The 21,215-nt window shown below is 56.6% G+C and carries 20 protein-coding genes and 1 pseudogene; 15 read left to right on the top strand and 6 right to left on the bottom strand.

What is annotated here, in order from left to right; translation table 11 throughout:
• Positions 1 to 28: 28 nt before the first annotated feature.
• A complete protein-coding gene (locus AB3175_RS06530; RefSeq protein WP_367360136.1) occupies positions 29 to 1,231 on the bottom strand; it encodes an efflux RND transporter periplasmic adaptor subunit in 1,203 nt (400 codons plus the stop codon).
• A 147-nt stretch (positions 1,232 to 1,378) separates the two neighbouring features.
• The gene (locus tag AB3175_RS06525; RefSeq protein ID WP_367360135.1) at positions 1,379 to 1,954 is read right to left on the bottom strand and encodes a TetR/AcrR family transcriptional regulator; all 576 of its coding nucleotides are present in this window, start codon (positions 1,952 to 1,954) and stop codon (positions 1,379 to 1,381) included.
• Positions 1,955 to 2,231: 277 nt separating this feature from the next.
• Between AB3175_RS06525 and sfsA the strand changes: the two genes are divergently transcribed.
• A complete protein-coding gene (gene sfsA, locus AB3175_RS06520) occupies positions 2,232 to 3,380 on the top strand; it encodes a DNA/RNA nuclease SfsA (protein WP_367360146.1) in 1,149 nt (382 codons plus the stop codon).
• Positions 3,381 to 3,647: 267 nt separating this feature from the next.
• Positions 3,648 to 4,001 carry a DUF5658 family protein gene (locus tag AB3175_RS06515; RefSeq protein WP_367360134.1) on the top strand — a complete coding sequence of 118 codons (354 nt, stop codon included), beginning with the start codon at positions 3,648 to 3,650 and terminating at the stop codon, positions 3,999 to 4,001.
• 98 nt (positions 4,002 to 4,099) lie between these two features.
• On the opposite strand, the gene AB3175_RS06510 is transcribed toward AB3175_RS06515, so the two are convergent.
• Positions 4,100 to 5,674: an MFS transporter gene (locus tag AB3175_RS06510; RefSeq protein WP_367360133.1), complete on the bottom strand. Its 1,575-nt coding sequence runs from the start codon at positions 5,672 to 5,674 to the stop codon at positions 4,100 to 4,102.
• Between the two features lie 172 nt (positions 5,675 to 5,846).
• On the opposite strand from AB3175_RS06510, the gene AB3175_RS06505 reads away from it, so the two are divergent.
• Positions 5,847 to 6,398 (top strand): cupin domain-containing protein, encoded by a 552-nt coding sequence (locus AB3175_RS06505; protein WP_367360132.1) that lies wholly within the window; start codon positions 5,847 to 5,849, stop codon positions 6,396 to 6,398.
• Between the two features lie 163 nt (positions 6,399 to 6,561).
• Positions 6,562 to 7,908, top strand: a complete 1,347-nt coding sequence (locus tag AB3175_RS06500) for an MFS transporter (RefSeq protein ID WP_367360131.1) — start codon at positions 6,562 to 6,564, stop codon at positions 7,906 to 7,908.
• Positions 7,909 to 7,929: 21 nt separating this feature from the next.
• Here AB3175_RS06500 and AB3175_RS06495 read toward each other — a convergent pair whose 3' ends face one another.
• Together AB3175_RS06495 and AB3175_RS06490 are read right to left on the bottom strand one after the other, a co-directional pair.
• Positions 7,930 to 9,579, bottom strand: coding sequence for a phosphoenolpyruvate carboxykinase (locus AB3175_RS06495; RefSeq protein WP_367360130.1), 1,650 nt, complete (start codon positions 9,577 to 9,579; stop codon positions 7,930 to 7,932).
• Positions 9,580 to 9,669: 90 nt separating this feature from the next.
• Positions 9,670 to 10,107, bottom strand: coding sequence for a pyridoxamine 5'-phosphate oxidase family protein (locus tag AB3175_RS06490; protein ID WP_367360129.1), 438 nt, complete (start codon positions 10,105 to 10,107; stop codon positions 9,670 to 9,672).
• A 172-nt stretch (positions 10,108 to 10,279) separates the two neighbouring features.
• Between AB3175_RS06490 and mutY the strand changes: the two genes are divergently transcribed.
• The 5 genes and pseudogenes from mutY (at position 10,280) to AB3175_RS06465 (ending at position 13,660) form a co-directional block, all read left to right on the top strand.
• Complete coding sequence (gene mutY, locus AB3175_RS06485; RefSeq protein WP_367360128.1) at positions 10,280 to 11,380, top strand: A/G-specific adenine glycosylase; 1,101 nt, start codon at positions 10,280 to 10,282, stop codon at positions 11,378 to 11,380.
• Positions 11,364 to 11,603: pseudogene (locus AB3175_RS06480) on the top strand (hypothetical protein); the annotation flags it as partial. The gene mutY and the pseudogene AB3175_RS06480, both read left to right, overlap by 17 nt.
• Before the next feature lie 24 nt (positions 11,604 to 11,627).
• Positions 11,628 to 12,071 carry a thioredoxin gene (gene trxA, locus AB3175_RS06475; protein WP_367360145.1) on the top strand — a complete coding sequence of 148 codons (444 nt, stop codon included), beginning with the start codon at positions 11,628 to 11,630 and terminating at the stop codon, positions 12,069 to 12,071.
• A gap of 54 nt (positions 12,072 to 12,125) precedes the next feature.
• Positions 12,126 to 12,674 (top strand): NUDIX hydrolase, encoded by a 549-nt coding sequence (locus AB3175_RS06470; protein ID WP_367360127.1) that lies wholly within the window; start codon positions 12,126 to 12,128, stop codon positions 12,672 to 12,674.
• 293 nt (positions 12,675 to 12,967) lie between these two features.
• Positions 12,968 to 13,660, top strand: a complete 693-nt coding sequence (locus AB3175_RS06465; RefSeq protein ID WP_367360126.1) for an AAA family ATPase — start codon at positions 12,968 to 12,970, stop codon at positions 13,658 to 13,660.
• Positions 13,661 to 13,914: 254 nt separating this feature from the next.
• On the opposite strand, the gene AB3175_RS06460 is transcribed toward AB3175_RS06465, so the two are convergent.
• Positions 13,915 to 14,370, bottom strand: coding sequence for a hypothetical protein (locus AB3175_RS06460; RefSeq protein ID WP_367360125.1), 456 nt, complete (start codon positions 14,368 to 14,370; stop codon positions 13,915 to 13,917).
• 568 nt (positions 14,371 to 14,938) lie between these two features.
• Between AB3175_RS06460 and AB3175_RS06455 the strand changes: the two genes are divergently transcribed.
• The 6 genes from AB3175_RS06455 to AB3175_RS06430 all read left to right on the top strand — a co-directional run bounded on the left by AB3175_RS06455 (position 14,939) and on the right by AB3175_RS06430 (position 21,026).
• Positions 14,939 to 15,796: an AAA family ATPase gene (locus AB3175_RS06455; protein ID WP_367360124.1), complete on the top strand. Its 858-nt coding sequence runs from the start codon at positions 14,939 to 14,941 to the stop codon at positions 15,794 to 15,796.
• 126 nt (positions 15,797 to 15,922) lie between these two features.
• Complete coding sequence (locus tag AB3175_RS06450) at positions 15,923 to 16,396, top strand: phosphate-starvation-inducible PsiE family protein (RefSeq protein ID WP_367360123.1); 474 nt, start codon at positions 15,923 to 15,925, stop codon at positions 16,394 to 16,396.
• Positions 16,397 to 16,727: 331 nt separating this feature from the next.
• The gene (locus AB3175_RS06445) at positions 16,728 to 17,048 is read left to right on the top strand and encodes a zf-TFIIB domain-containing protein (RefSeq protein WP_367360122.1); all 321 of its coding nucleotides are present in this window, start codon (positions 16,728 to 16,730) and stop codon (positions 17,046 to 17,048) included.
• Between the two features lie 190 nt (positions 17,049 to 17,238).
• Positions 17,239 to 17,385, top strand: a complete 147-nt coding sequence (locus AB3175_RS06440) for a hypothetical protein (protein ID WP_367360121.1) — start codon at positions 17,239 to 17,241, stop codon at positions 17,383 to 17,385.
• Positions 17,386 to 17,397: 12 nt separating this feature from the next.
• Positions 17,398 to 18,099, top strand: coding sequence for a DUF502 domain-containing protein (locus tag AB3175_RS06435; RefSeq protein WP_367360120.1), 702 nt, complete (start codon positions 17,398 to 17,400; stop codon positions 18,097 to 18,099).
• Positions 18,100 to 18,344: 245 nt separating this feature from the next.
• The gene (locus tag AB3175_RS06430; RefSeq protein ID WP_367360119.1) at positions 18,345 to 21,026 is read left to right on the top strand and encodes a PAS domain S-box protein; all 2,682 of its coding nucleotides are present in this window, start codon (positions 18,345 to 18,347) and stop codon (positions 21,024 to 21,026) included.
• Positions 21,027 to 21,215: the final 189 nt, after the last annotated feature.

Genomic DNA, 21,215 nt, shown 5'->3' with positions numbered 1-21,215 from the left:
AGAATCGTGATAACATCGTGAGCCTCCGTCAGTTTGTTTTCGTCGCCGGAGGGATCACGCGCCCGCTCTCCCCGCTGTCTGTTGCCTTGGCGGCAGCAAAAGGGACCACCTTCACGGGAATCCCCGGTTTGACCTTCTGCACCCCCTCGACGATTACCCGGTCGCCGGCTGCGAGACCCGATGACACCAGCCATTTATCGCCGATGGTTCGATCGACCTTCAGCATCCGCTGCTGGACTTTTCCGTCGGCGTCCACAACCAGGGCAAGGGGATTCCCCTTCGGGTCGCGGCTGACGCCCTGCTGGGGGACCAGGAGGGCCTGCTCATTGACCCCTTCTTCGATGACGGCCCGTGCGTACATTCCGGGGAGAAGAATTCCCTCCGGATTGGGGAACACAATGCGGAGAATGAAGGATCCGGTCGTCGGGTCAACCGTGATGTCACGGAACTGGAGCTTTCCTTCCAGGGGATAGAACGTGCCGTCCTCCAGGAGAAGTTTGACCTTTGCCGAATTGACGTTTTCCTTCTTGAGGATGCCGCTGGCCATGCTCTTCTTGAGATGCAGCAGGCTGCTGCTTGACTGGGTGACGTCGACGTAGATGGGGTCGATCTGCTGGATCGTGGTCAATGCGATTCCCTGGCCGGCCGTTGCCAGGGCGCCGACGGTCACAAGAGATCTGCCGATGCGGCCGGAAATGGGGGCGGTAATCCGCGTATGGGCCAGGTTGATGCGGGCGGTTTCCACCGCCGCCTTGCCGGCCTGGATTTCCGCCTCGGCCTGCTTGAGGGCGGCGGCGGCATCATCGTATTCCTGGCGGCTGACCGCCTTGCTGCCGACCAGCTCCTTGTAGCGTTCGGCCCGGTAGCGGATGGAAGTCACATTGGCCTCCGCCCGGGCGAGGTTGGCCTTGGCGCTGGCATAGGCTGCCTGATATGTCGACGGGTCAATCTGATAGAGAACATCGCCGGCCTTTACATCCGATCCCTCTGTGAAATGGCGCTTCTGGAGAATACCGCTCACCTGGGGCCGGACCTCCGCCATCAGATAGGCGGATGTCCGGCCGGGCAGTTCGTTGGTGATCTTTACCTGCTCCGTTTGCACGGTTACCACGGCCACTTCGGGAGGGCCACCCTGCGGGGGCTGTTTCTCTTCCCCGCAGCCGGCAACAACCAGGAATCCGGCCAGGACTCCTGCAATAGCTATGAGCCTTACGCTGTCACGAATGTGCATGTTCCACCTCTACCGCTTGAAATGAAAGAGTCTGCATCCTCTGCTGTTTTTCAGATTCCGGATTTCGTATGGCCATGAACGGCGAAATGTTTTAAAAAAGAACCATTGGATTCTCCTGAATGAAAGTTCATTCTGAAGCGCTTTTCCTTATCTTTTGACTCCATCCCAGCAGGCCTCCACGGTCCGTGTGATCAGGGTATCGTCCAGGACGATGAACCCCAGGATATGATCCCGCGCCAGAGCGACCAGGGGGCCGAAGGCCAGGTCGAAAAGGACGGCAAGGGGGAAATCCTTCAGAACCTGCTGGATGATCCCTTCGGTAAAGAGCTGCCTGGTGATATCCACATCATCCGCCTTGTTCAGAAGCTGATCCCTGCGCAGGGAGATGCCGTAGGGGGAGTTGTGGTACTGTTCCATGTAACGGAAATGCACCGGAAACGATATGAAATAGTGGAGAAGGGTGGTTCCGATGAGGAGAAACCGCTCCCGGAAGGGCTTTTCCGCAGAGTACTCCTTCCGGAGAGCCCCGAGGATCTTTTCCTCCAGTTCATGGTACAACGCGTTGATCAGAACATCCTTGTTCTCGAAGTACCGATAGATGGTGCCTACAGCGACATCGGACTTCTCGGCGATCATCGCCATCGTGGCGCCGTGAAAGCCCTTCTCCGTGATCAGTTCCAGTGCGCCCTGGATGATGTCATTCCGTTTGTCCGGCATCGTCATGGTTTTCTCTTTTCTGTAGGTGAATGAACATTCATTCATTGAATAAGGCGACTTTTTAATTTTTTGCCTGAATTTTGTCAAGCCTTTTCATTGTGTTCAGAGGGAACACAGCGGTGGACTCCGCCGGAAAGCGGTGGGGAAAGATACCCTGGCATCCGCGTCGACGGTATGATAGGACTTTCCATTCACATTGCATGCCTCGGACGGGGGGCTGATTTCAAGTCCAGATGGACTTTGCGGAAACGCCGGCTGAAATCCGGAAAAGGGATTGAAACGAATGGGAAGGACGATCGAAAAGGCCCGGTTTATCGCCAGGCCGAACCGGTTCACGGTGCGCTGCGCTCTGGGTTCTGAAATCCTGGAGGCCTATCTGCCCAATCCGGGACGTCTATGGGAGCTGCTGCTGCCGGACAGCGAGCTTTATGTCATCCGGCAGGAAACCGCTGCTAACCGCAAACTTCAGGGGCTCGTTGTGGCCGTCGAACGGGAGGGCCGTCCCGTCATGCTCCATACCCTGGCCTGCAATGACATCGTGGCCGACCTCCTGGGCCGGCGCCGCCTGCCCGGTTTCGAAGAGATGCGGATTGTGCGGCGTGAAGTCACCCGAGGTTCCAGCCGCTTCGACTTTCTGCTGGAGGAGGGCGGTCTTCAGCACCTGCTGGAGGTGAAATCCTGCACGCTCTTCGGCCGCCGGATCGCCATGTTTCCCGATGCCGTCACCTCCCGCGGGCGGCGGCATCTGCTGGAACTGGCCGAGCTTGCCCGGCGGGGGACGCCGGCACATGTCCTGTTTCTTGTCGGCTGCCCCCATGCGGATTACTTTCTGCCCGACTACCACACCGACTTCGCCTTTGCGTCGGCCTTTCTGGCTGTGCGGGACCTGGTCCGGTTTCATCCCCTCGCGGTCGACTGGCAGCCGGACATGACGCCCGGCCCGAACATCCGGAAACTGTCGATCCCCTGGTCTCTTCTGGAGCGGGAAAGCGGGGACTTCGGCTGCACCCTGCTGATCCTTCATCTTCCCGGGGATGTGACGTTTTCATCGTCCGGTTCGGGTCGCCTGCTGTTCAGGAAGGGCTACTATGTTTCCGTCGATTCCGTCCATTCCGGGTTGACCCGCCGTCTTCAATCGGCCCTGCGAAAACCGGCGGCGGCGAGAGTCGGCGGTGGAGGCGTTCTGGAGACCCTGAAGGCTGCCGCGGACAGCCGTCAGATCATCCCGATCCGGACGGCGGAGCCGTTGGAGGCGGAACTGGCCTCCGCCATCGCCCGTGTCGCCGACTGGACTCTTTCGACCGCTGAATTTCCGGGGGAGCCGGCCCCCCCTCGCTTCTTCGGGATGACGGACCCTCCCCTTACCCGCCGCGCGTTCGTGGAACTGCTCCTGGATTTTCGCATCAACCGCCTGGAAAAGCATCTTTCCTGAAGAGGGGATGCCTGTCCCGTAACGCCGGGGCTTAGCCTTCGGATACCTATCATTCCTTACTCCATTTCAGTAACAGGAAAGGCTTAAATCAGATTTTCAAGGCCCATAAATCAGGCCTTTCCCGATTGTGAAACACCTCACACTCCTGTATTCAAAAAACAGAGATTCTTTCGCCCGGCGATGAAACAACAGCCGCGGCGGGAATCAGCATCTGTCAGCTGGCGTGCCTGTTTGCCTTTTAAAAAAATCGTGAGGTGTACTTGGCAGATGATTCAAGAATTCAAATGCGAAAAAATGTGGGGATGGAACCCGGGCCGCATGTTTGCCGTTCCGGCTGCCCTGTGGATCCTGCTGACCTCGTTGAATCTGCTGGATTACTTTGCGACGAAGCACGCGTTATCCAACGGCTGCCGTGAACTGAACCCCTTCGTGGCGAGGCTTTTCCAGATAGATGAATTCAATGCGGTTCTGGCGACGAAGCTCTTGTTCCTGGCGGTCCTGTTTGTGCTGCTGCCCTTTGTTAAAAGCTGGAAACTGAATCTTCTGGCAATCGCCACCCTCTTGTACGCAGCCGTTGCCACATATCACCTCTACGGAGCGTATCTCTTTCATTTCATGTAGCATCATCCCGGGATGGTCTTTGAGTGCTTGGGCCGCGGATGGAAAAGAGCCCCGGAGATGCTTCCGGGATCGAACCGCCGATGGCATTCAGCCGATCTTCACCCGCTGGTCACGGATTTCCCTTCTGAAGATTCCGCCGATAAAGGCTCCGGATTGGCCTGTCTGCGTTTCGTTAACGCCGGCAGGATGCAGGAGAACAGGAAATAGCCCAGGGCGATCATGAAGGGCCTGGGGGAGGAAATCTGCCAGGGAAGGTAAATCTCTCCGCCGGGATGAACGGAATGGATGAAGCCGAACAGGGTCAGGCCCGCGCAGGTCAAGGTGCACAGGGCGGCAAGGCGGACCTGTTGGTCGATGAGAAAGGCCAGCATGCTGCCCCAGAGCAGGCCGGTCACTATGAAGCCGTTACTGAGCACCGTGAGGGTTGAATGCAGGACCTGCAGGCGAACCGGTAACGCCTCAGGGGTAATGGAGGCCGCGTCCAGGAATTGGCGAAGAATAATGGTCACTAGATGGGCGACGACCGGCAGGAAGCTGAGGCTTACGGCGGCAGAGTGGGCGTCCGGCGACTCCCTGTAGGCCTGATGGACGATCTCGAAGCCGATGAAGAGGAAAATGGGGGCGATAACGGCCCGGGGAATCAGTCCGACAAAGAGGGACATCAGGCCGACGACGGAGCCGATGCCGACTGCAAGGGCGGTAAAAAGCGTGTACAGCCAGGTTGCCCCCATCTTTTTGTAAGCCGGGTGGCCGATGTAGGGCGTGGTCTGGGCCACCCCGCCGAAGAAGGCGGCAATCAGGGAGGTGCATGCCTCCGTGAGGAGAATGTCCCTTGTCCGGTAAGCATCGCCTGCCAGACGGGCGCTTTCGGTATTGTTGATGCCGCCGATGATCGTGAGGATGCCGAAGGGAATGGCCAGCGGCAGATACGGGATGCACCGGGGAAGGGTTTGCAGAAAGTCCAGGGAAAAAAGCGGGATGCAGAGCTTCATGTCAAAGGCGGGTGTCTTGAATTCCGGGATGTATCCGGCGTATCCCAGAGCAAAATGAAGGGCGGTCCCGAGGATGACGGCAGCCAGAACGCCGGGAACGCGTCCCGGAAGCTGGAGCTTGCCGATCAGCACGGCCAGGATCAGTCCCATGGCCACCATCCCCACCACCACTTCGTTGAAGATTTCGATGAGGGGCAGAAAGCCGAGCAGCAGAAGCCCGACCCCGGCGATCGATCCCAGGAGTCCGGCCGTGGGAAAAATCCGCTGAATCCAGGCGCCGGAAAAGGAAGTGACCATCTTGACGATGCCGATCATGAAGAGGGTGGCCATGCCGACGTGCCAGGTGAGCAGCGCGTCCTGCGAGGCGATGTACGTCGGGCCGAGGACAGCGTAGGCGATCCCGATCGTGGATGGCGTATCCAGGCCGAGCGGCATCGCGGTGACATCCCTGCGGCCGGTTTTCCGGGCCAGACGAAGGGCCAGAAGGCTGTAGAGGAGGTCGCCGAAGAAAATCCCCATGGCGGTGCCGGGGATCATGCGCGTCAGGATGATTTCTGCCGGGTAGTTGAAGGTGTGGACGAGAATGGCGCTGAGAAAGATGAGCACCCCGACGTTGTCGAGAAACAGGGCGAGAAACGCCGTCGTTTCTCCCCAGAATCGGTTTTTGCGGTCTTCGTTCACGGCAGGATCGCTCCTTTTTGTGCTCCGGCGCAGCATAGCCGAACACGGTCGGTTATTTCAAGGATCCATCCGCCTGTTTCTTCTGTTCCTGCGCCCTCCGCAAAAAATTGATGGGTGTGCCTGGTGCGCTCTGTGCAGGAACATGGGTAGCCAAAAATGAAGGAAGGTGCATATGATGCCCCAAAAAAGGATCGGCTTTCCGGTAACCCTTTCCGTTGTCCTGTTTCTGTTGAGCGGCTGCGCTTCTACTTTTCGGCCCGGTCCGGAGGCGGACCCGGTTTCCATTGTCTCCAGGGAACTCGTCAAAACGACCAGGAGCTGGGATGGGCAGCTGCTGCCTGCCTATCCGCAAAGTCAGCCGGAGATCTCAATCCGGAGGATCACCATCCCCGCAGGGGCCCGGCTGGAAACGCACAGCCATCCCGTGATCAATGCCGGCATTGTGCTCAGCGGGGGGCTGACGGTCGTGACGACCGGGGGAGACACGCTGCACCTCAAGGCCGGGGACCCCATCGTCGAGGTGGTGAACAAGCTCCATTACGGCGTGAATGAGGGGACCATTCCAGCGGAACTTGTCGTTTTTTATGCCGGGACCGTCAACGTGCCGATCACCGTTGTCCGGGAGCGATCAGAAGGCTCCGTGATCCCGCCGGCAGGCGGCAATCCCGCACTGGATGAGCCGGAGACGGCTTCCGGTCCCTCGCAGGGGTCAAAATTCGATTGATCAGGATTGGACTCTCTGATAGGTCTGTCCCGTCGGGGACCGACTCCCGGGGCCTCTTTAATTCCCTATCCAGAGAGCCGTCTGCAGCTGTGCCGGCTCCAGCAGGCAAAGAATTTTGACTTCCTCACCTTCTGACAGATCCTATCCGGCAGCAAGCCGAACCGTGGCCCTGGTTGTCACCACCATGGCCTCTTTTCTTACGCCGTTCATGGGATCCGCCATCAATGTGGCCCTTCCCGCCCTGGGCCGGGAATTTTCCCTGAACGCCCTGTTTCTGAACTGGATGGCCACCATCTTTCTGCTGGCGGCGGCAATGAGCCTGGTCCCCCTGGGCAGGATGGCCGACCTTTACGGCAGGAAAAGGCTTTTTCTCTGGGGCGTGGCCCTTTACGCCCTTTCCTCCCTGGCCTGCAGCGCCGCTCCCGATGCCGTCATGCTGATCATCCTGCGCTTTCTTCAGGGCATCGGCGGGGCCATGATCTTTGGGACATCAACGGCCATCCTCATCTCTGTCTTTCCCCGCAGCGAACGGGGGAAAGTGCTGGGAATCAACGTTGCGGCCGTCTACACCGGGCTTTCCGCGGGGCCGTTGATCGGTGGAATCCTGACGCAGCATCTGGGATGGAGGAGCATCTTCCTGTTGAACGCCATCCTGGGGCTGGCCGTCCTGTTTTGCACCCTGTGGAAGCTGAAAGATGAATGGGCCGAAGCCCGGGGAGAGAAGTTCGATCTGGCAGGCTCCATCATTTACAGCCTGAGCCTTCTTTTGCTGATGGTTGGCATTTCGTTCCTGCCGGCGGCGGCCGCCGGGTTATCCGCTGTTGCCGGGATTGCCGGGATCGTGGTTTTCCTGAGATGGGAAAAGGGAAATCCCAGCCCTCTGATCAACGTCTCCCTGTTCTACCAAAACCGGGCCTTCACCTTCTCCAACCTGGCCGCCCTGGTCCACTACTGCGCCACCTATGCCGTGAGCTTTCTCATGAGCCTCTATCTGCAGCTCATTGAAGGCCTGTCTCCGCAGTACGCCGGGTTGATTCTCCTGATCCAGCCGGTTCTTCAGGCTGTTTTTTCACCGGTGATCGGCCGCCTCTCCGACCGGGTTCAACCCAGGATCCTGGCTTCCCTGGGGATGGCCCTCACCGTCTGCGGCCTGGGCCTGCTCACCTTCATATCCACCTTCTCGACCCTGTTTCCCATCCTGCTTAGCCTTGTTCTGCTGGGGCTGGGGTTTGCCCTGTTCTCGTCGCCCAATGTGAACGCCATCATGAGTTCCGTCGACAGGAAGTTCCTCGGGCTGGCCTCCGGAACGCTGGCCACGATGCGGATTCTGGGGCAGATGTTCAGCATGGGGATCGCCATGCTGATGTTCGCCCTCTTGATCGGAAAAGTGGAGCTGTCCCCACTCTACTATCCACTGCTTTTAACAAGCATGACATGGACTTTTTTCCTGCTCGCCCTGCTCTGCAGTCTGGGAGTTTTCGCCTCTCTGGCCAGGGGCCCGATGCGCTGAAGGGGCTCCTCCTCCATCCTGCTATTCGATATCGAAGGCTTCCCTTGGAGAAAATTCCTTGTACTGGTAGGGAAGGGCCTCGCGAATCGCCTCTGGAATCCGTCCGTATGTCCCTTCAAATTCCTCCAGATATTCCCGGCGGCCGCGGTAAAAATCCCGGAGTCGCTTTTCCAGAAGGTCCTGGTCGTCCAAAAGCCGGTGTGCGGCCATAAGATCCAGGTTGGCCCGGTCGCACTTAATGGGGTAGTGGTAGCCCAGGTGGTCGGCCTCCAGGCTGAAGCGGAGCTGATTGCGGACCAGGTCGTTGTAGGTGGACAGGGACTGCCGCAGGGTAACCTTGTCTTCCCGGATTCCGATGGTTCCCGTGTTGGCCAGATAGCACTGGATTTTATTGCGCTTGACGATATCGTAAAAAATCATCGCATGTTCCAGGCGTTCGCCGGCCATGAAGGGATCGAGGAAGAACTCCCGCTTGAAGCGGCCGGCCTCTTCAGGGTTTCCCCCGCTGCTTTCGATGGATTCCCCATAGATGAACTGCATGGTGGCCTGTTCCGGTGTCAGGCGGCTGATGACGTTGACCAGGGGATTGCGTGTCAGAATGATGATGTAGTTCAGGCGATCGGCCCGCAGGCTTGGCGAGGCGATTTCCAGGTTGTCCCGGGAGACGACGGCCCTGCCGTTTCCTGTCTTGGAGATGTCGGCGAAATTGGGCATGTAGGGATACTTGGTCAGGGCCACGTTCTCCAGGAAGGCTTCCTTGGACTCCGCCGCCCGGAGGATTTCCGGCTGGCTAGCGTCCAGCCCTTCCGTCTTGACATAAACGCCGCCCATTTCGAAGGCCGCGTAACCCCCGTCAAACATCAGGGCGCCTCCATCATCGCCGATCATTTCCGAGCGCTCCCTGGGTATTTTCGTGAACTTGCGGCAGAGGGTCGTCGTCTTTCCGGTTGCGGTCAGGCCTGCCGCCGCGGTGACGATCTCCGTCATTTCCGGCCGGCCGGATGCCTGATCATAAACCCAGAGAAAGTCGCGGCGGGCGCCGGCGTGGAGAAAGAGCCCGGTTTTGTCGATGGCCTTGATCCGCCAGTCTTCAAACTGGAAGATGCCCTTTTTCCCCTCTCCGAGATAAATCGTATTGCGGCAGATCTTGACCTGGTCTCCGCGTTTTTCGCCCAGCATGAGGCGGACGGAGATGTCCTTTTCCAGCAGTTTCTTCTCGCGGTTTCGCTCGAAGGACCCGTCGGTGAAGTAGATGATCGTGTAGGTTGGGTTGTCCAGGACGACCGGCGGATGATTGAAGAGGAGTTTCAAGCCGTAGGCGAGCTGGGCGTACTGCTCCGGGATGAGGAACCGTGCTGAAACACCGTCCCGGCCGTCTCCGATGAAGGTGTCCAGGGAGATGATCGTTTCCTTTTTCAGGAGCTCCAGCATCTCCGCCGCCAGCTGCGCTTCCTCCTCGCCGAAGGGATGGTCCACGCTGTTGCGGGTGTGGGGCGCCGAACGGGACATGGGCTCGGAATCCGCGGCCACCGAGCCGATCTGGGTTTGAATGACACCCTCCTGGCGCAGGGCGATTTCTTTCAATTCATCCAGAGAGCGGCCCTCGATGAGGCGGCCCTCCTTCCTGGCGGTTTCGTAAAGCTGATTGGCCGCCGCTTTGAAGATGTTCATGGATTTTCTCCCTTGCTGAGATCTGGGCCCTGCATGGATGAATACATTGGGACCGGTTGTTCCGTCACTTCTTCTTTCCCGCCTGCGCTCTCAGTCCAGAGAAACGAAGGAGGCGTCTGTAATTCCGTCCAGGAGCTGGAAAGATTTTGCCCTGATCCGGAAGAACTCTGTTTCCGGGCTTTCGGCAAAGGCCTTCAGGTGGGGATGCCGCTCCAGCAGACGATTCCGAATCCGCTCTTGTTCCTCTTCACTTTCAATCCGTTCAAACCGGCCGGTCACGGTCAGAGCCTTTGTGCGAGGCCGGTTTTCCGGAGAGTCCTGCCCCCTGGTATCGACAAGCAGACTGACGGCGGGATTGGCCATCAGATTTTCATATTTCCGGGTATTTCTGAGGGTCATCATGTAGATCTCCCTGCAGTCCTCATCAACGGCGTAAGACATGAGCGAACAATGGGGTTCATTTCCGGATACGGTTGCCAATACGCAGGTGTCCTTGGATTTCATCAGTTCTTTCATCACTTCCAGCACGGCGTGAACCTCCCGACGGGGAATAGGGACATCAAACGCTTCCCTTGAAAAAGTGCCTTCCTGATGGAACACGTCGTGTGATATACGATTTCCATCGTGCCGAGGCGCTTTAAAAATACGGGAACTCTCATGAAATATCAATAAAATCCTTCTGCGAAGAAACGATTCCGACATGGACAAACGGACAACATCCCTGAAGCGGGCGGAACAGACCGCAGGCGGTATCGCGGAACGCCTCCTGGCCTGGTATGAAAGGAATAAGCGGCGCCTCCCCTGGCGGAATACTGCTGACCCGTATGCCATATGGCTTTCGGAGATCATGCTGCAGCAAACCCAGGTTGAGGCGGTTATTCCTCATTACCGACGGTTTCTGGAGCGCTTTCCAACGATCGAGGATCTGGCCCGGTCCTCTTTGGAAGAGGTGCTCAACGCCTGGGAAAATATGGGTTATTACAGCCGTGCCCGTAATCTGCACGCGGCGTCCCGGCGGATTGTGGACGTCCATGGCGGCCGGCTGCCTGAAAATCCCGATGAGCTCAAGGCGCTGCCGGGCATCGGTCCCTACACGTCAGGGGCCATTCTCAGTATGGCCTTCGGGAGGGCCGTTCCGGCCGTCGACGGCAATGTAAAGCGGGTTCTGTGCCGGCTTTTCGCTGTGGACAGTCCGTTGAGCGACGGTGCGACGCAGCGGTTTATCACTGCTCTGGCGGAGAAGCTGGTTCCCGCCGAGAGGCCCGGTCCGTTCAATTCGGCTCTCATGGAGCTGGGGGCGCTTCTTTGTCGGCCGGGAATTCCGCAGTGTCCGGATTGCCCCCTGAGATCGAACTGCCTGGGCTACGCCGGCAACTGCCAGAATCGGCTGCCGGTGGCCGGAAAGAAGGCGAAACGGCCGGACAAGGAAGCCGGCGCAGCGATTCTCCGCGATTCTAAGGGCCGTTTTTTCATCGTTCGACGACCGGCAGACGGTTTTCTGGGAGGGCTCTGGAAGTTTCCCGGCGGGATGCTCCATCCCGGTGAAACGGTTACGGATGCCCTGAAAAGCCGCTGCCGGGAGGAGCTCGGCATTTCCATTTCCGTGAAGGATCACCTGATGACCCTGCAGCAGTTCTACTCGCATTTCCGGCTGACGCTTCACGTTTTCTCCGGGACGATCCAGGAAGGTGGTCCGCTATCGCCTGCCGCCGGCAACCGGCTTTGGGCATCCCCCGCTGACATCCGGAAATACCCCTTTTCACGGGTCGAGCTGAGGATTCTCGATGCCCTGTTCATCTGAGCCTTGCCGCCCTCTTCGGGCCTTTACTTTTCCATCCAACTCGGGTAATTTATGGGCAATTTCAGCTGGCCCGTTCAGCGGCGGCTGCAGATCAAAGCATAGCAAACATGACGAGGATTTGGGTTTTTCCATGAATACGGACGATATCATCATTCGTTGTCTTAACTGTGGAACAAAAAATCGTATTCCCAGAACGCGGTTTAAGGAAAATCCCGTATGCGGCCGATGCCATGCGAAGTTGGACGACATGATCATCCGGTGCCTGAATTGCGGGACAAAGAATCGCATGCCTGAAAATCGGCTCAATGCTCACCCCCTCTGCGGCCGCTGCGGTGCGCCGCTGGTCGTGGAAAGCGGCCTGCATACGCCTGTGGAGGTTACGGACAGCACGTTTTTAGGAGAGGTGCTGACATCGAACCGTTCCGTCCTGGTGGACTGCTGGGCGCCCTGGTGCGGTCCCTGCCGTTCCCTGGCCTCGCATCTCGAAGAACTGGCCGCAAAATACGGGGGCGGAATCAAAATCGCCAAGCTGAATGTGGATGAGAATCCCCTGACCGCTCAACAGTACAATGTCCGGAATATCCCCACCATGCTGCTCTTCTCCAAGGGGAGGCTGGTAAATACCCTCGTCGGACTGCTTTCGAAGGAGGAAATCGAACGCCACCTATTGTCCATCATGGAGACGAGCTGATCAGGGTTGACGAAGTGAAGATCTGGGCAGGATTGACAAAGGGGATGGGAAGGAGTGCCTGAAATTAAGCCGAAAAGATTGGAAGAAAACAGGGTCTACACGTGCCGCATTTTTGAGGTCTACGAAGGAAAGATTCAGCTGCCGGACGGGCGGGTCGCCGACCAGAGCTGGATTACTCACAAGCCCGTCATTGCGGCTGTTCCGGTGACCTCCGAGGGGCGGCTCCTCCTCATCCGGCAGTATCGTTCGGCTGTTGAGCAGATGCTTCTCGAAATCCCCGCCGGCACCGTGGACAAGGGGCCTGAGACGATCGAAGAGTGCGTTCAGCGGGAGCTTGCGGAAGAGATCGGGTTTCAGGCCCGTACGCTGGTCAAACTGTTTGAAGGATATCTGGTTCCCGGCTACTGCAATGAATACATGCACTATTATCTGGCCATGGATCTTTTTGCGGCTGCGCTGCCGCCCGATGTGGACGAAGTGATTGAGCTCGTTCCCGTCTCTTTTCCGGAGGCCATGGAAATGATGAAGGAAGGTCGGATTGTCGACTCAAAAACCGCCCTGGGTATCACCCTGGCCTGGGAGTATCTGAAGAACCGTTCCTGACGCGACTCATTTCAATTCAGAGCGGCGGATTCCGAAATGGCTCCTCGCCCTGGGGCTCTGTACGCCTATAACGTCCCTATCCTCATTTAAGCTGGAACCGGAGCCGGATCCGGATTTTTCCCCGGAAGGATGGCGCCTTGCTCCGCAATGATTTGTTTTGATGAAGCTTGCCCCATTTTGAAGAATCTGTTATAAAAATCCATCTGCATGTGGAGCTGAAAGCTGTTAAGTTCTTGCTGTGAAGAGTATCCGTGACGGCCAGCCCGAATCTTCATTCAAAGGAGGAATGACGTATGAAAAAAGAAACCCGTTCTCTGGACCAATTGGTGAGCGCACAGCTAGCCCGCTGGCATACGCGGCAGGCTGCCCAAAAGAAAATGGAGGAAGAAAAACCCAAACCCTGCATGACCATATCAATTGATCCCGGCAGCGGAGGCGTCGAAATCGCCAAAAGACTTGCGTCGTTGCTTGGAATGGACCTTCTGGGCAGTGAAATTATCCAGCGAATCGCAGAAAGCTCGGAAAAGAGCGAAGAGGCCGTCAAATCTCTCGATGAGAAGGAAACATCAAAACTCAATTCCTGGCTCAGTTCCCTGTTCGCCACTCAGCATCTTACACCCGATGAGTATCTGCGCCATCTGACCCGTGTCGTCGGTGCGATCGGGAAATACGGCAATGCCATGCTCCTGGGTCGTGGCGCTCAGTACATCCTTCCCCGCGAAACGACATTCCGGGCCAGGATCATAGCCCCCCTGGACATGCGGATCGAGAAGGCAGAGAAAGCAAGAAATCAAAGCCGGAAGGATGCGGAAGACTTTGTCCTGAAGATGGAATATGATCGGAGATCCTTTGTTGAACAGTACTTCCACCGGGATGTCACGAATCCCCTGGACTATGACCTCGTGTTGAACACCGAAAACCTGAGCATCGATGCGGCGGTTGCAACGCTCGAGACCGCCTTTAAGGCTAAATTTAAAGGGATGTGAGAGGACGGTACGCCGTCAACATCAAACCCGGTTGAAAATTCTCCGGATCCGCTCCTCTGAATGTACCGGGCGTCAGAGATCCGGATTTCTTTCCACCTTACATCAAAGCGTCCCCCGACGTTGTTTTGCGATCGTCCTTCCGAATGCACGGTTGTGCATACCCACACCGCTCCTGTTCAGCCGTCCTGCGAGCCTGTTCGATCTACATATTTGGAGTTACACAACCGTTTCTTTTCGGAAGCCGGGAAACCGGATTATTTTTTTGCGCCTTTCCAGAACGCTTCGTATCGCCTGCTGATGATATAAATGGCGTGGTCGAAAATGCGCATGGTCTTGGTGATGGCCTCAATGGCCTGATAAGAGTCCAGGGGGCTGGTGAAGACAACCTGCATGTCGGCATAAAGCCAGAGATGCCGGCGCATCATGATGAGGGCATGAAGGGCTTCGTTAAGCGGAGTCCCTTCCTGGAATCTTCGCTCCGCGTACTTGGAGAAATATTCCTCCTGCCCGGAGTAAGGTTTCGGTTCGAAATAAAGATTCGTGAAGTTTTCGTAAAAATCCACCGCGTAGCTGATGCACTGATCCTGGGTATAATCATGATATGATGGCGTTTTGGGATTTTTTCGTACATCCTTTGCCCAATTTGCTGCAATGTCCCTCTTGTGTTTCACCACCACATCAAATAGGCGATCTGCAAAAACTTTCATCATGACCTGTATTCCTCCTGAATAGAAATGTTTATGTATTAAAACCGGTCAGCGTGACCATGCCCTCCCCAGCAAGCCATGATCATCTCTGTCCATGTCCCGATTTTCCGATGCGTTAAGTTGACACCGCGCTCAGTACACCACTGATTTGCGATGTATGTTTACTCGCATTGCGAAAAAATATCAATCATTTCCTGCAAAAGAATTGCAAAGGGCCTGCAGATTGTTTCAACTCAAAATATCGCCTTGATTTCCCAGGCAAATTAGTCAATATTTAATTGATGTTAAAAAGTAAAGTCTTTTTTTAACGCTTCGGTGCCGTCCTTCTTTTCCACCTTGGGGAATGTAGGCCCACTTTTTTGTCGGATTTTCGTATTTCCTGAGGGAAAAGGTTCATAGGGAAGGCATCGTCCCCCTTCCGGCAGCGGATCAGTGGCCCAGAGGCCTTTGACGGCCGTCATTTTGCCCCGTTTTTCCCTGTAAGGCATAAAGGGCCGGAAAGCAGTGGGAAAATCCGGACCGAACGGAAGTTCCCGGACGAGAAGACCCCATTTTCAAGGAGGTACCGATCATGGCAGGCGAAACGAAATACTGCGCCATTTGCGCCTGGCGGGAGAACTGCCAGAAGCGTTACAGTGTTCGCACAGATATCATGGGAAATGTCTATTGCAATGAATTCACCCGCGATCTGACCTTGAAGAGGAAGGAAGAGGTGGAAGAGCAGAACAGAGAAGCCGCTTCCAGGATCGAGCGATATATCGAAAGTCAATTGCAGCGGATGAAAAATCTTTCCGAACAGGAACTTAAAGAGGGAGCCAGCGGGGGCGTGATCACGATTTCCCGGGAGGCGGGTGCCTGCGGGACTGAAATCGCCCAGCGTCTTTCCCGGGAGCTGAACATGGAGCTGATGAACAATCAGATTATCGACTATGTGGCGGAAAGCGCGCAGATCAGCAAACGGGTCATCGAATCGCTGGATGAAAAGGAGGTGAGCCGACGCGACGCCTGGATAGCTTCCTTTTTCGAGCACAAGCACCTGTGGCCGGACCAGTACCTGGACCACCTGATCAAGATTATCGCCACCATCGGACGTTACGGAAATGCAATTATCGTCGGTCGGGGCGCCCACTACATTCTGCCTCCGGAGAAGCTTTTCCGAATCCGGCTGGTGGCCCCCCTGGAAGACCGGATCGCGCACATCATGAAGGTTCAGAACGCGACCCGCAAGGAGGCGGAAAAATACGTCCTGAAAACCGACAACGACCGGCAAGCCTTCATCCGGAAGTATTTTCACATGGATATGACGGATCCCGGCCATTACGACCTGTTGATCAACATGCGGATCATCACCGTTGACGGTGCCGTGGAGGCCATCAAGGCGGCCTTTCTGAAGCGGAAAGGTCTTGAGGCTGCCTCTCCGGCGGCGTAAGCGATGCCGGACGCTTCCGTCCTGGCTGGAAGCTGACAAGACACCCGGGAGTGCCCGTCCAGGACCTCTGGCCGGAACCATTGGGGCAATCCATAACATCATGTTTCCTTATCGAGAGGAACAGCCATGGAAAAAGACGATGACGTAGCGCGCCAGGAGCTTGAATCCGGTCATGAGTTCGATCCGGCGCATGAAGATCGCACCATCCGTTTTTTGCATAAGGTCATAAGAATTGCCGTGAAAGTTCTGGCGGTGCTCATGGTCCTTGTGATTGTCTGGGGCATTGCGGACGTCATCTATATTTTATACCAGCGGCTGGTCCAGCCGCCTTTTATGCTTTTGCAGATCAGTGACATACTTGCCACCTTCGGCGGTTTTCTGGCCGTATTGATCGCCATTGAAATCTTCATCAACATCAGGATGTACCTGAGCACGAATGTATTGCCTGTCCGGCTGGTGATCGCCACGGCGCTGATGGCCATTGCCCGGAAAGTCATCATTTTTGATTTCGAATATATAACGCCTCCTTTCATCTATGGAACCGCGGCCGTTGTTTTGGCTTTGGGATTGACGTACTGGCTGATTACAAAAAGAGCTTAGGCCGTCGGATCTCAGAACGGCCAGGAACGGCAGGCAGGGGTCATGGGGCATGGCGTTTTGAACCTGTAACCTGTCGAAATCCGGTTTAATATACGAAGATTGGCCACTATGTTATTGACATGCGAGCCCATTGCTTTATAAATAGGCTCGATCTTTTTTTTATAAAACGGTATAAAGCCAAGCGGATTCTATGCCTGCAGGATCGTCCTCCCGGCGGCGGTTGCGGGGTTGCGCTGAAACGGAAGCCAGGGCTCGTCTCTCAAGATCGATGTGGCGGCATTTCAGGCAGCGCGCTGTTTTTTTACTACTGGAATAGAAAGGAGTAATGTCCATGGCTGAAAAATCTATCTTGAAAATCAACAGTGAGGATGCTTATTTCGAGAAGCATTACCGGAAGCAGATGGAGGAGGTGCGGGCTGCAGCCCAGCAGGAGGCGAACGAAACCTATAAAAATGAGCACAAAAATCACTGCTTCCGGTGCGGGACGCACAGCCTTGTGGAGGTTCAGCAGGGCGATGTCCACATCGACATCTGCATCAACGAGGGATGCGGTGCGATCCACCTCGATCCCGGCGAACTGGAAAAAATATTGGAAGGCGAAGGCGGACTTTTTGGAAAAATAAAATCTTCCGTATTTTCGGTTTTTAAATGAGGGCTTGAGGGCAGGAAAGAGGCGGAGACCCAACGGTTTTTTCTGCTGGAGGGTATCCTTCTCTTTCAACGAGCCGGATGGTGGAAATTTTTCCAATCCGGCTCGTTGGCTGTCATTGAGGCCGGGCCGCAGGGTCGGGAACAGGCGACTCCTTCGGGACACCATGAATCGGGCGGAAACTGTGCAATGCATGAACGGCATTGATTGTTTCTGCAGGCCGGCAGTTCATTCGCCGATCGGGTCGGGCGATCAAAATCGTCTGCTGATGGCTGCCGGGCAGAGAGCTTTGAAAGCGCTCGGCTATCCGGCGGACATTTCCGAGCGCCCGCCTTTGTAAGGGGACTCGATTGTGAACGCCCGGGATGCCAAATCTGCTCAAGTCCACCACGGCGCTCATTTTGGTCGGCATGTGCTGATCGGGTTTTTTACCATTGCGCCTCTGTGGGTCACCTGGCTGGTATTCGATTTTCTCCTTGATCTCCTTGCGGGCATAGGCAGGCCGATCCTCCTTGCCGCGGCAAGCCTCGCGGCGCCCGTTTCAGGCACGCTGGCCGCATGGCTTCTCAATTCCACATTTCAAAAACTGGTGGCTGTGCTCTTTACGCTGGCCCTGATATACGGCATTGGCCTGTTCGCCTCGATGGTGCTTGGGCGCAAACTGATTGCAGCCGTGGAGGCGATGCTGAATCGCCTGCCTCTGGTGCAGACCGTCTACGGCGGCACAAAGCGATTTCTTTCAGCCCTCAGAAAACCTCCTGTTTACGGCCAACGCGTCGTTTTGATCAGCTTTCCGACCCCGGAAATGAAGGCATTGGGTTTTGTAACCAAGATCATACGCGACGAGGCTGGCGGCCGTGACCTGGCGGCTGTCTATGTCCCCACCTCACCCAATCCGACTTCCGGTTACATTGAAATCGTTCCGCTTTCGGAAGTGGTCCAGACCGACTGGAGCATCGAGGAAGCGATGAGCTTCGTCGTGACCGGCGGCGCAAACGGGCCTGATTCCGTCCATTTCGACAACAGGCCTCGAAATGGGAGAAACCACCCATGACAGGCTATTCTGTGTTCGCGACACCTGAAAAAAGCTCCAGGCACCAGGCTTCAGCCTGGTGATCCAAGAAACGACCATCAGCCAGAGCATGGATGACGATCGGAACCCGACCCATCAGCAGAAAAGCATTGCGTAAAGGCGAGGCGGATTTTGACCCTCGAAAAGCTCTTGAAGGGAGCGCTGTTCCGCGGCGGCCTTTAAACCTGGCCGCATCGCAGGGCCCAGAAAATGAGTCTGGATAGTTCATGAAGCGGTTTACTTGCCTGTTCCAGTTAATTTGGGCCGCGTTGTTCGTTCTGCTGTCCGCATGGCCGGTGCAGGCTCAATGGCCTCAAGGAAAAAGCCGGGTTCTCATCATCCATTCCTATCATTCGGGCCTCACCTGGACCGATGCGATCATGAACGGAATCCGGGATACCTTCGCGGCCAGCGACCCAGGTATTCAGATCAGCGCCGAATACCTGGACTCCCGGCGTTATCCCAAGTCTGACCTCTCCCGTAGAATCCGGGAATTTCTTCTTGAAAAATTAAATGGCACAACGCCGGATCTGGTGATGGTTTCGGATAATAATGCCCTCGAACTCGTTCTGGAACAGCGGAATCGACTTTTTCCCGGCATACCGATCGTCTTTTGCGGCATCAACGATTTCAGCCCGGCCATGATTTCAAGCTGCCCGGATATCACGGGTGTTGCTGAAGATCTTTCAATCGTTGAGACGGTGAATCTTGCGCTCCGTCTGCATCCCGACACCGGGGAGATTGTCGTGATCGGCCGGACCACTGTGGCGGCAGACAGGTATAATCGCGACAGCTTCATCGCTGCGCTGCCGAGGGTGCCTTCTCATCTGAAGGTCACGTTCTGGGACGACCTGCCGGGCCCTGAATTGAAGTCAAGGCTGGAGAAGCTCGAAAGCGGCACGGTCCTTTTCATCAACGGACTTATCACGGACCATTCCGGTCGGCAGATGATGTACGGAGAAACCACAAAATGGATCTCCCAATACAGCAAGGTGCCCGCGTATTCATTCTGGGAGGTCTATCTTGGCTACGGCATCGTGGGAGGCAAGCTGGTAAGCGGTTATCGGCAGGGCCGGATGGCCGGACAACTGGCCCTGCGCATCCTCCGTGGCGAGCGTGCCGACCGCATTCCCGTGGTGGCCGGTCTTGATGCCAATCATTACATGCTTGATTACCGTCAACTGGAAAGATTTCGCATCCCCCTGTCAAAAGTCCCGCAAGGCACCCTCTTCGTCCATCGCCCTGATTCGTTTTACGACCGCCATAAAACTCTTGTCTGGACAACCGTCTCCGTCGTCGCAGCACTGGGGGCTCTTGTGATTCTTCTCAGTACGGCCATCCTGCATCGGCGTAATGCCGAACGGGCGCTGAAGGTCAGCGAGGAGCGGATGCGTCTCTTTTTTGAGCGCCAGATTGTCGGGATGGCCATCGCATCTCCCGAAATGGGCTGGCTGCAGGTCAATGACAGGTTATGCCGGATGCTGGGCTATTCCCGGGAGGAACTCCTGCGGAAAACCTGGACGGAATTGACCTATCCTGACGATCTCGCTGCCGATATCGAACAGTTTGATCGGCTCCTTGCCGGCGCGATCAACGAGTATACGCTGGAAAAGCGGTTTGTCCGCAGGGACGGGACCATCATCTTCACGGATCTTTCTGTTGGCTGTGTCCGAAATGCGAGGGGGCGTGTGGATTACGTCCTGGCGCTGCTGGAGGACATTACGGAGCGTAAGGAGGCTGCCGGGGAGCGGGAAAAGCTGCAGGAGCAGCTTATCCAGGCTCAGAAGCTGGAGTCCATCGGCAGGCTTGCAGGTGGCGTGGCCCACGACTTCAACAATATGCTCACCGCGATCCTGGGTCATGTGGAACTGTCGATGAGGCTGTGCACCCCGGAGGGACCGATCTACACAAGCCTCAAGGTGATCGAGGAGTCCGCACTCCGATCCGCCGGTCTTGTCAGGCAGCTGCTGGCCTTTGCGCGCAGACAGACCGTGGCGCCCAAGGTCCTGGACGTGAACGACACCACAGCGAGCATGCTCAAGATGCTGCAGCGGTTGATGGGCGAAAGCATCTCCCTCGTCTGGCTGCCCCAGATGGGCCTGTGGCCGGTCAGGGTCGACCCTTCGCAGATTGACCAGCTGCTGGTCAATCTGTGTATCAACGCCCGGGACGCTATTCCCGGGGTGGGCAGGGTCACTATCGAAACCGGGAATAAAGTCCTGGATGAGACTTATTGCGCCGTTCACCCCGATTGTGTCCCGGGAGAATACGTGATGCTGGCCGTAAGTGACGACGGTGACGGAATCGGCAAGGATGCCCTGGGCCACATCTTTGAGCCCTTCTTTACCACGAAGGAGCCGGGAAGGGGTACCGGTTTGGGACTATCTACGTTTTACGGCATCGTCAAGCAGAACAACGGGTACATCCATGTGTGCAGCGAACCCGGCAAGGGTTCGACCTTCAGGATATACCTGCCCCGGTTTGCAGGGGACGCCGGAGAGCCGGCGGTGGAAAGCAAGGCGGAACCGCCTGGGAGCCGGGGGGAGACTGTTCTCCTGGTGGAGGATGAGGCCGTGATTCTGCACGTCGGACAGGCGATGCTGGAAGCTCTTGGCTATCGGGTGTTGACGGCCGACACGCCGGGCAAGGCGCTTCAGCAGATGAGAGCCCGCAGTGGCGAGATAGACCTCGTACTCACCGACGTGGTCATGCCGGAAATGAACGGACGGGAACTGGCGGAACGGCTCCTTGATATCAAACCCGGCCTGAAATGCCTGTTCGCATCCGGTTACACAGCCGACGTCATTGCACGCGACGGCGTGCTGGAAGAAGGTGTTGTTTTCATTCAGAAACCGTTTTCCATCAAACACCTGGCCGCCAAGGTGCGCGAGGCATTGGAGCGGGAGTAGGTGCGCCCCCTGACTCCGGCCCAGGCCACCTTCCAGATCCGCCCTGGCCTGCGGAGCATGGATGCCCTTCCTGTTGCCCTCCGCGCCATGCTCGCCGGAAAGCCCTTTCTCACCGGATGCAAATCCGCCCGGCCGTTAGTCCGCCCCGTTCCTATGCCGACCGTATGGCTCCGGATGATGTTTTTCCCT

It is taken from the genome of Syntrophus sp. (in: bacteria) (assembly GCF_040768185.1).
Classification (GTDB): Bacteria; Desulfobacterota; Syntrophia; order Syntrophales; family Syntrophaceae; genus Syntrophus; species Syntrophus buswellii.
The sequence above is the reverse complement of the archived record's forward strand: the minus strand, read 5'-3'. Positions and strand labels throughout refer to the sequence as shown.

Coding starts and splice junctions, on each gene's coding strand:
- AB3175_RS06530 (WP_367360136.1), bottom strand. CDS start 1,231: ATGCACATTCGTGACAGCGTAAGGCTCATAGCTATTGCAGGAGTCCTG.
- AB3175_RS06525 (WP_367360135.1), bottom strand. CDS start 1,954: ATGACGATGCCGGACAAACGGAATGACATCATCCAGGGCGCACTGGAA.
- sfsA (WP_367360146.1), top strand. CDS start 2,232: ATGGGAAGGACGATCGAAAAGGCCCGGTTTATCGCCAGGCCGAACCGG.
- AB3175_RS06515 (WP_367360134.1), top strand. CDS start 3,648: ATGATTCAAGAATTCAAATGCGAAAAAATGTGGGGATGGAACCCGGGC.
- AB3175_RS06505 (WP_367360132.1), top strand. CDS start 5,847: ATGATGCCCCAAAAAAGGATCGGCTTTCCGGTAACCCTTTCCGTTGTC.
- AB3175_RS06495 (WP_367360130.1), bottom strand. CDS start 9,579: ATGAACATCTTCAAAGCGGCGGCCAATCAGCTTTACGAAACCGCCAGG.
- mutY (WP_367360128.1), top strand. CDS start 10,280: ATGGACAAACGGACAACATCCCTGAAGCGGGCGGAACAGACCGCAGGC.
- trxA (WP_367360145.1), top strand. CDS start 11,628: ATGATCATCCGGTGCCTGAATTGCGGGACAAAGAATCGCATGCCTGAA.
- AB3175_RS06465 (WP_367360126.1), top strand. CDS start 12,968: ATGAAAAAAGAAACCCGTTCTCTGGACCAATTGGTGAGCGCACAGCTA.
- AB3175_RS06460 (WP_367360125.1), bottom strand. CDS start 14,370: ATGATGAAAGTTTTTGCAGATCGCCTATTTGATGTGGTGGTGAAACAC.
- AB3175_RS06455 (WP_367360124.1), top strand. CDS start 14,939: ATGGCAGGCGAAACGAAATACTGCGCCATTTGCGCCTGGCGGGAGAAC.
- AB3175_RS06450 (WP_367360123.1), top strand. CDS start 15,923: ATGGAAAAAGACGATGACGTAGCGCGCCAGGAGCTTGAATCCGGTCAT.
- AB3175_RS06445 (WP_367360122.1), top strand. CDS start 16,728: ATGGCTGAAAAATCTATCTTGAAAATCAACAGTGAGGATGCTTATTTC.
- AB3175_RS06440 (WP_367360121.1), top strand. CDS start 17,239: ATGAACGGCATTGATTGTTTCTGCAGGCCGGCAGTTCATTCGCCGATC.
- AB3175_RS06430 (WP_367360119.1), top strand. CDS start 18,345: ATGAAGCGGTTTACTTGCCTGTTCCAGTTAATTTGGGCCGCGTTGTTC.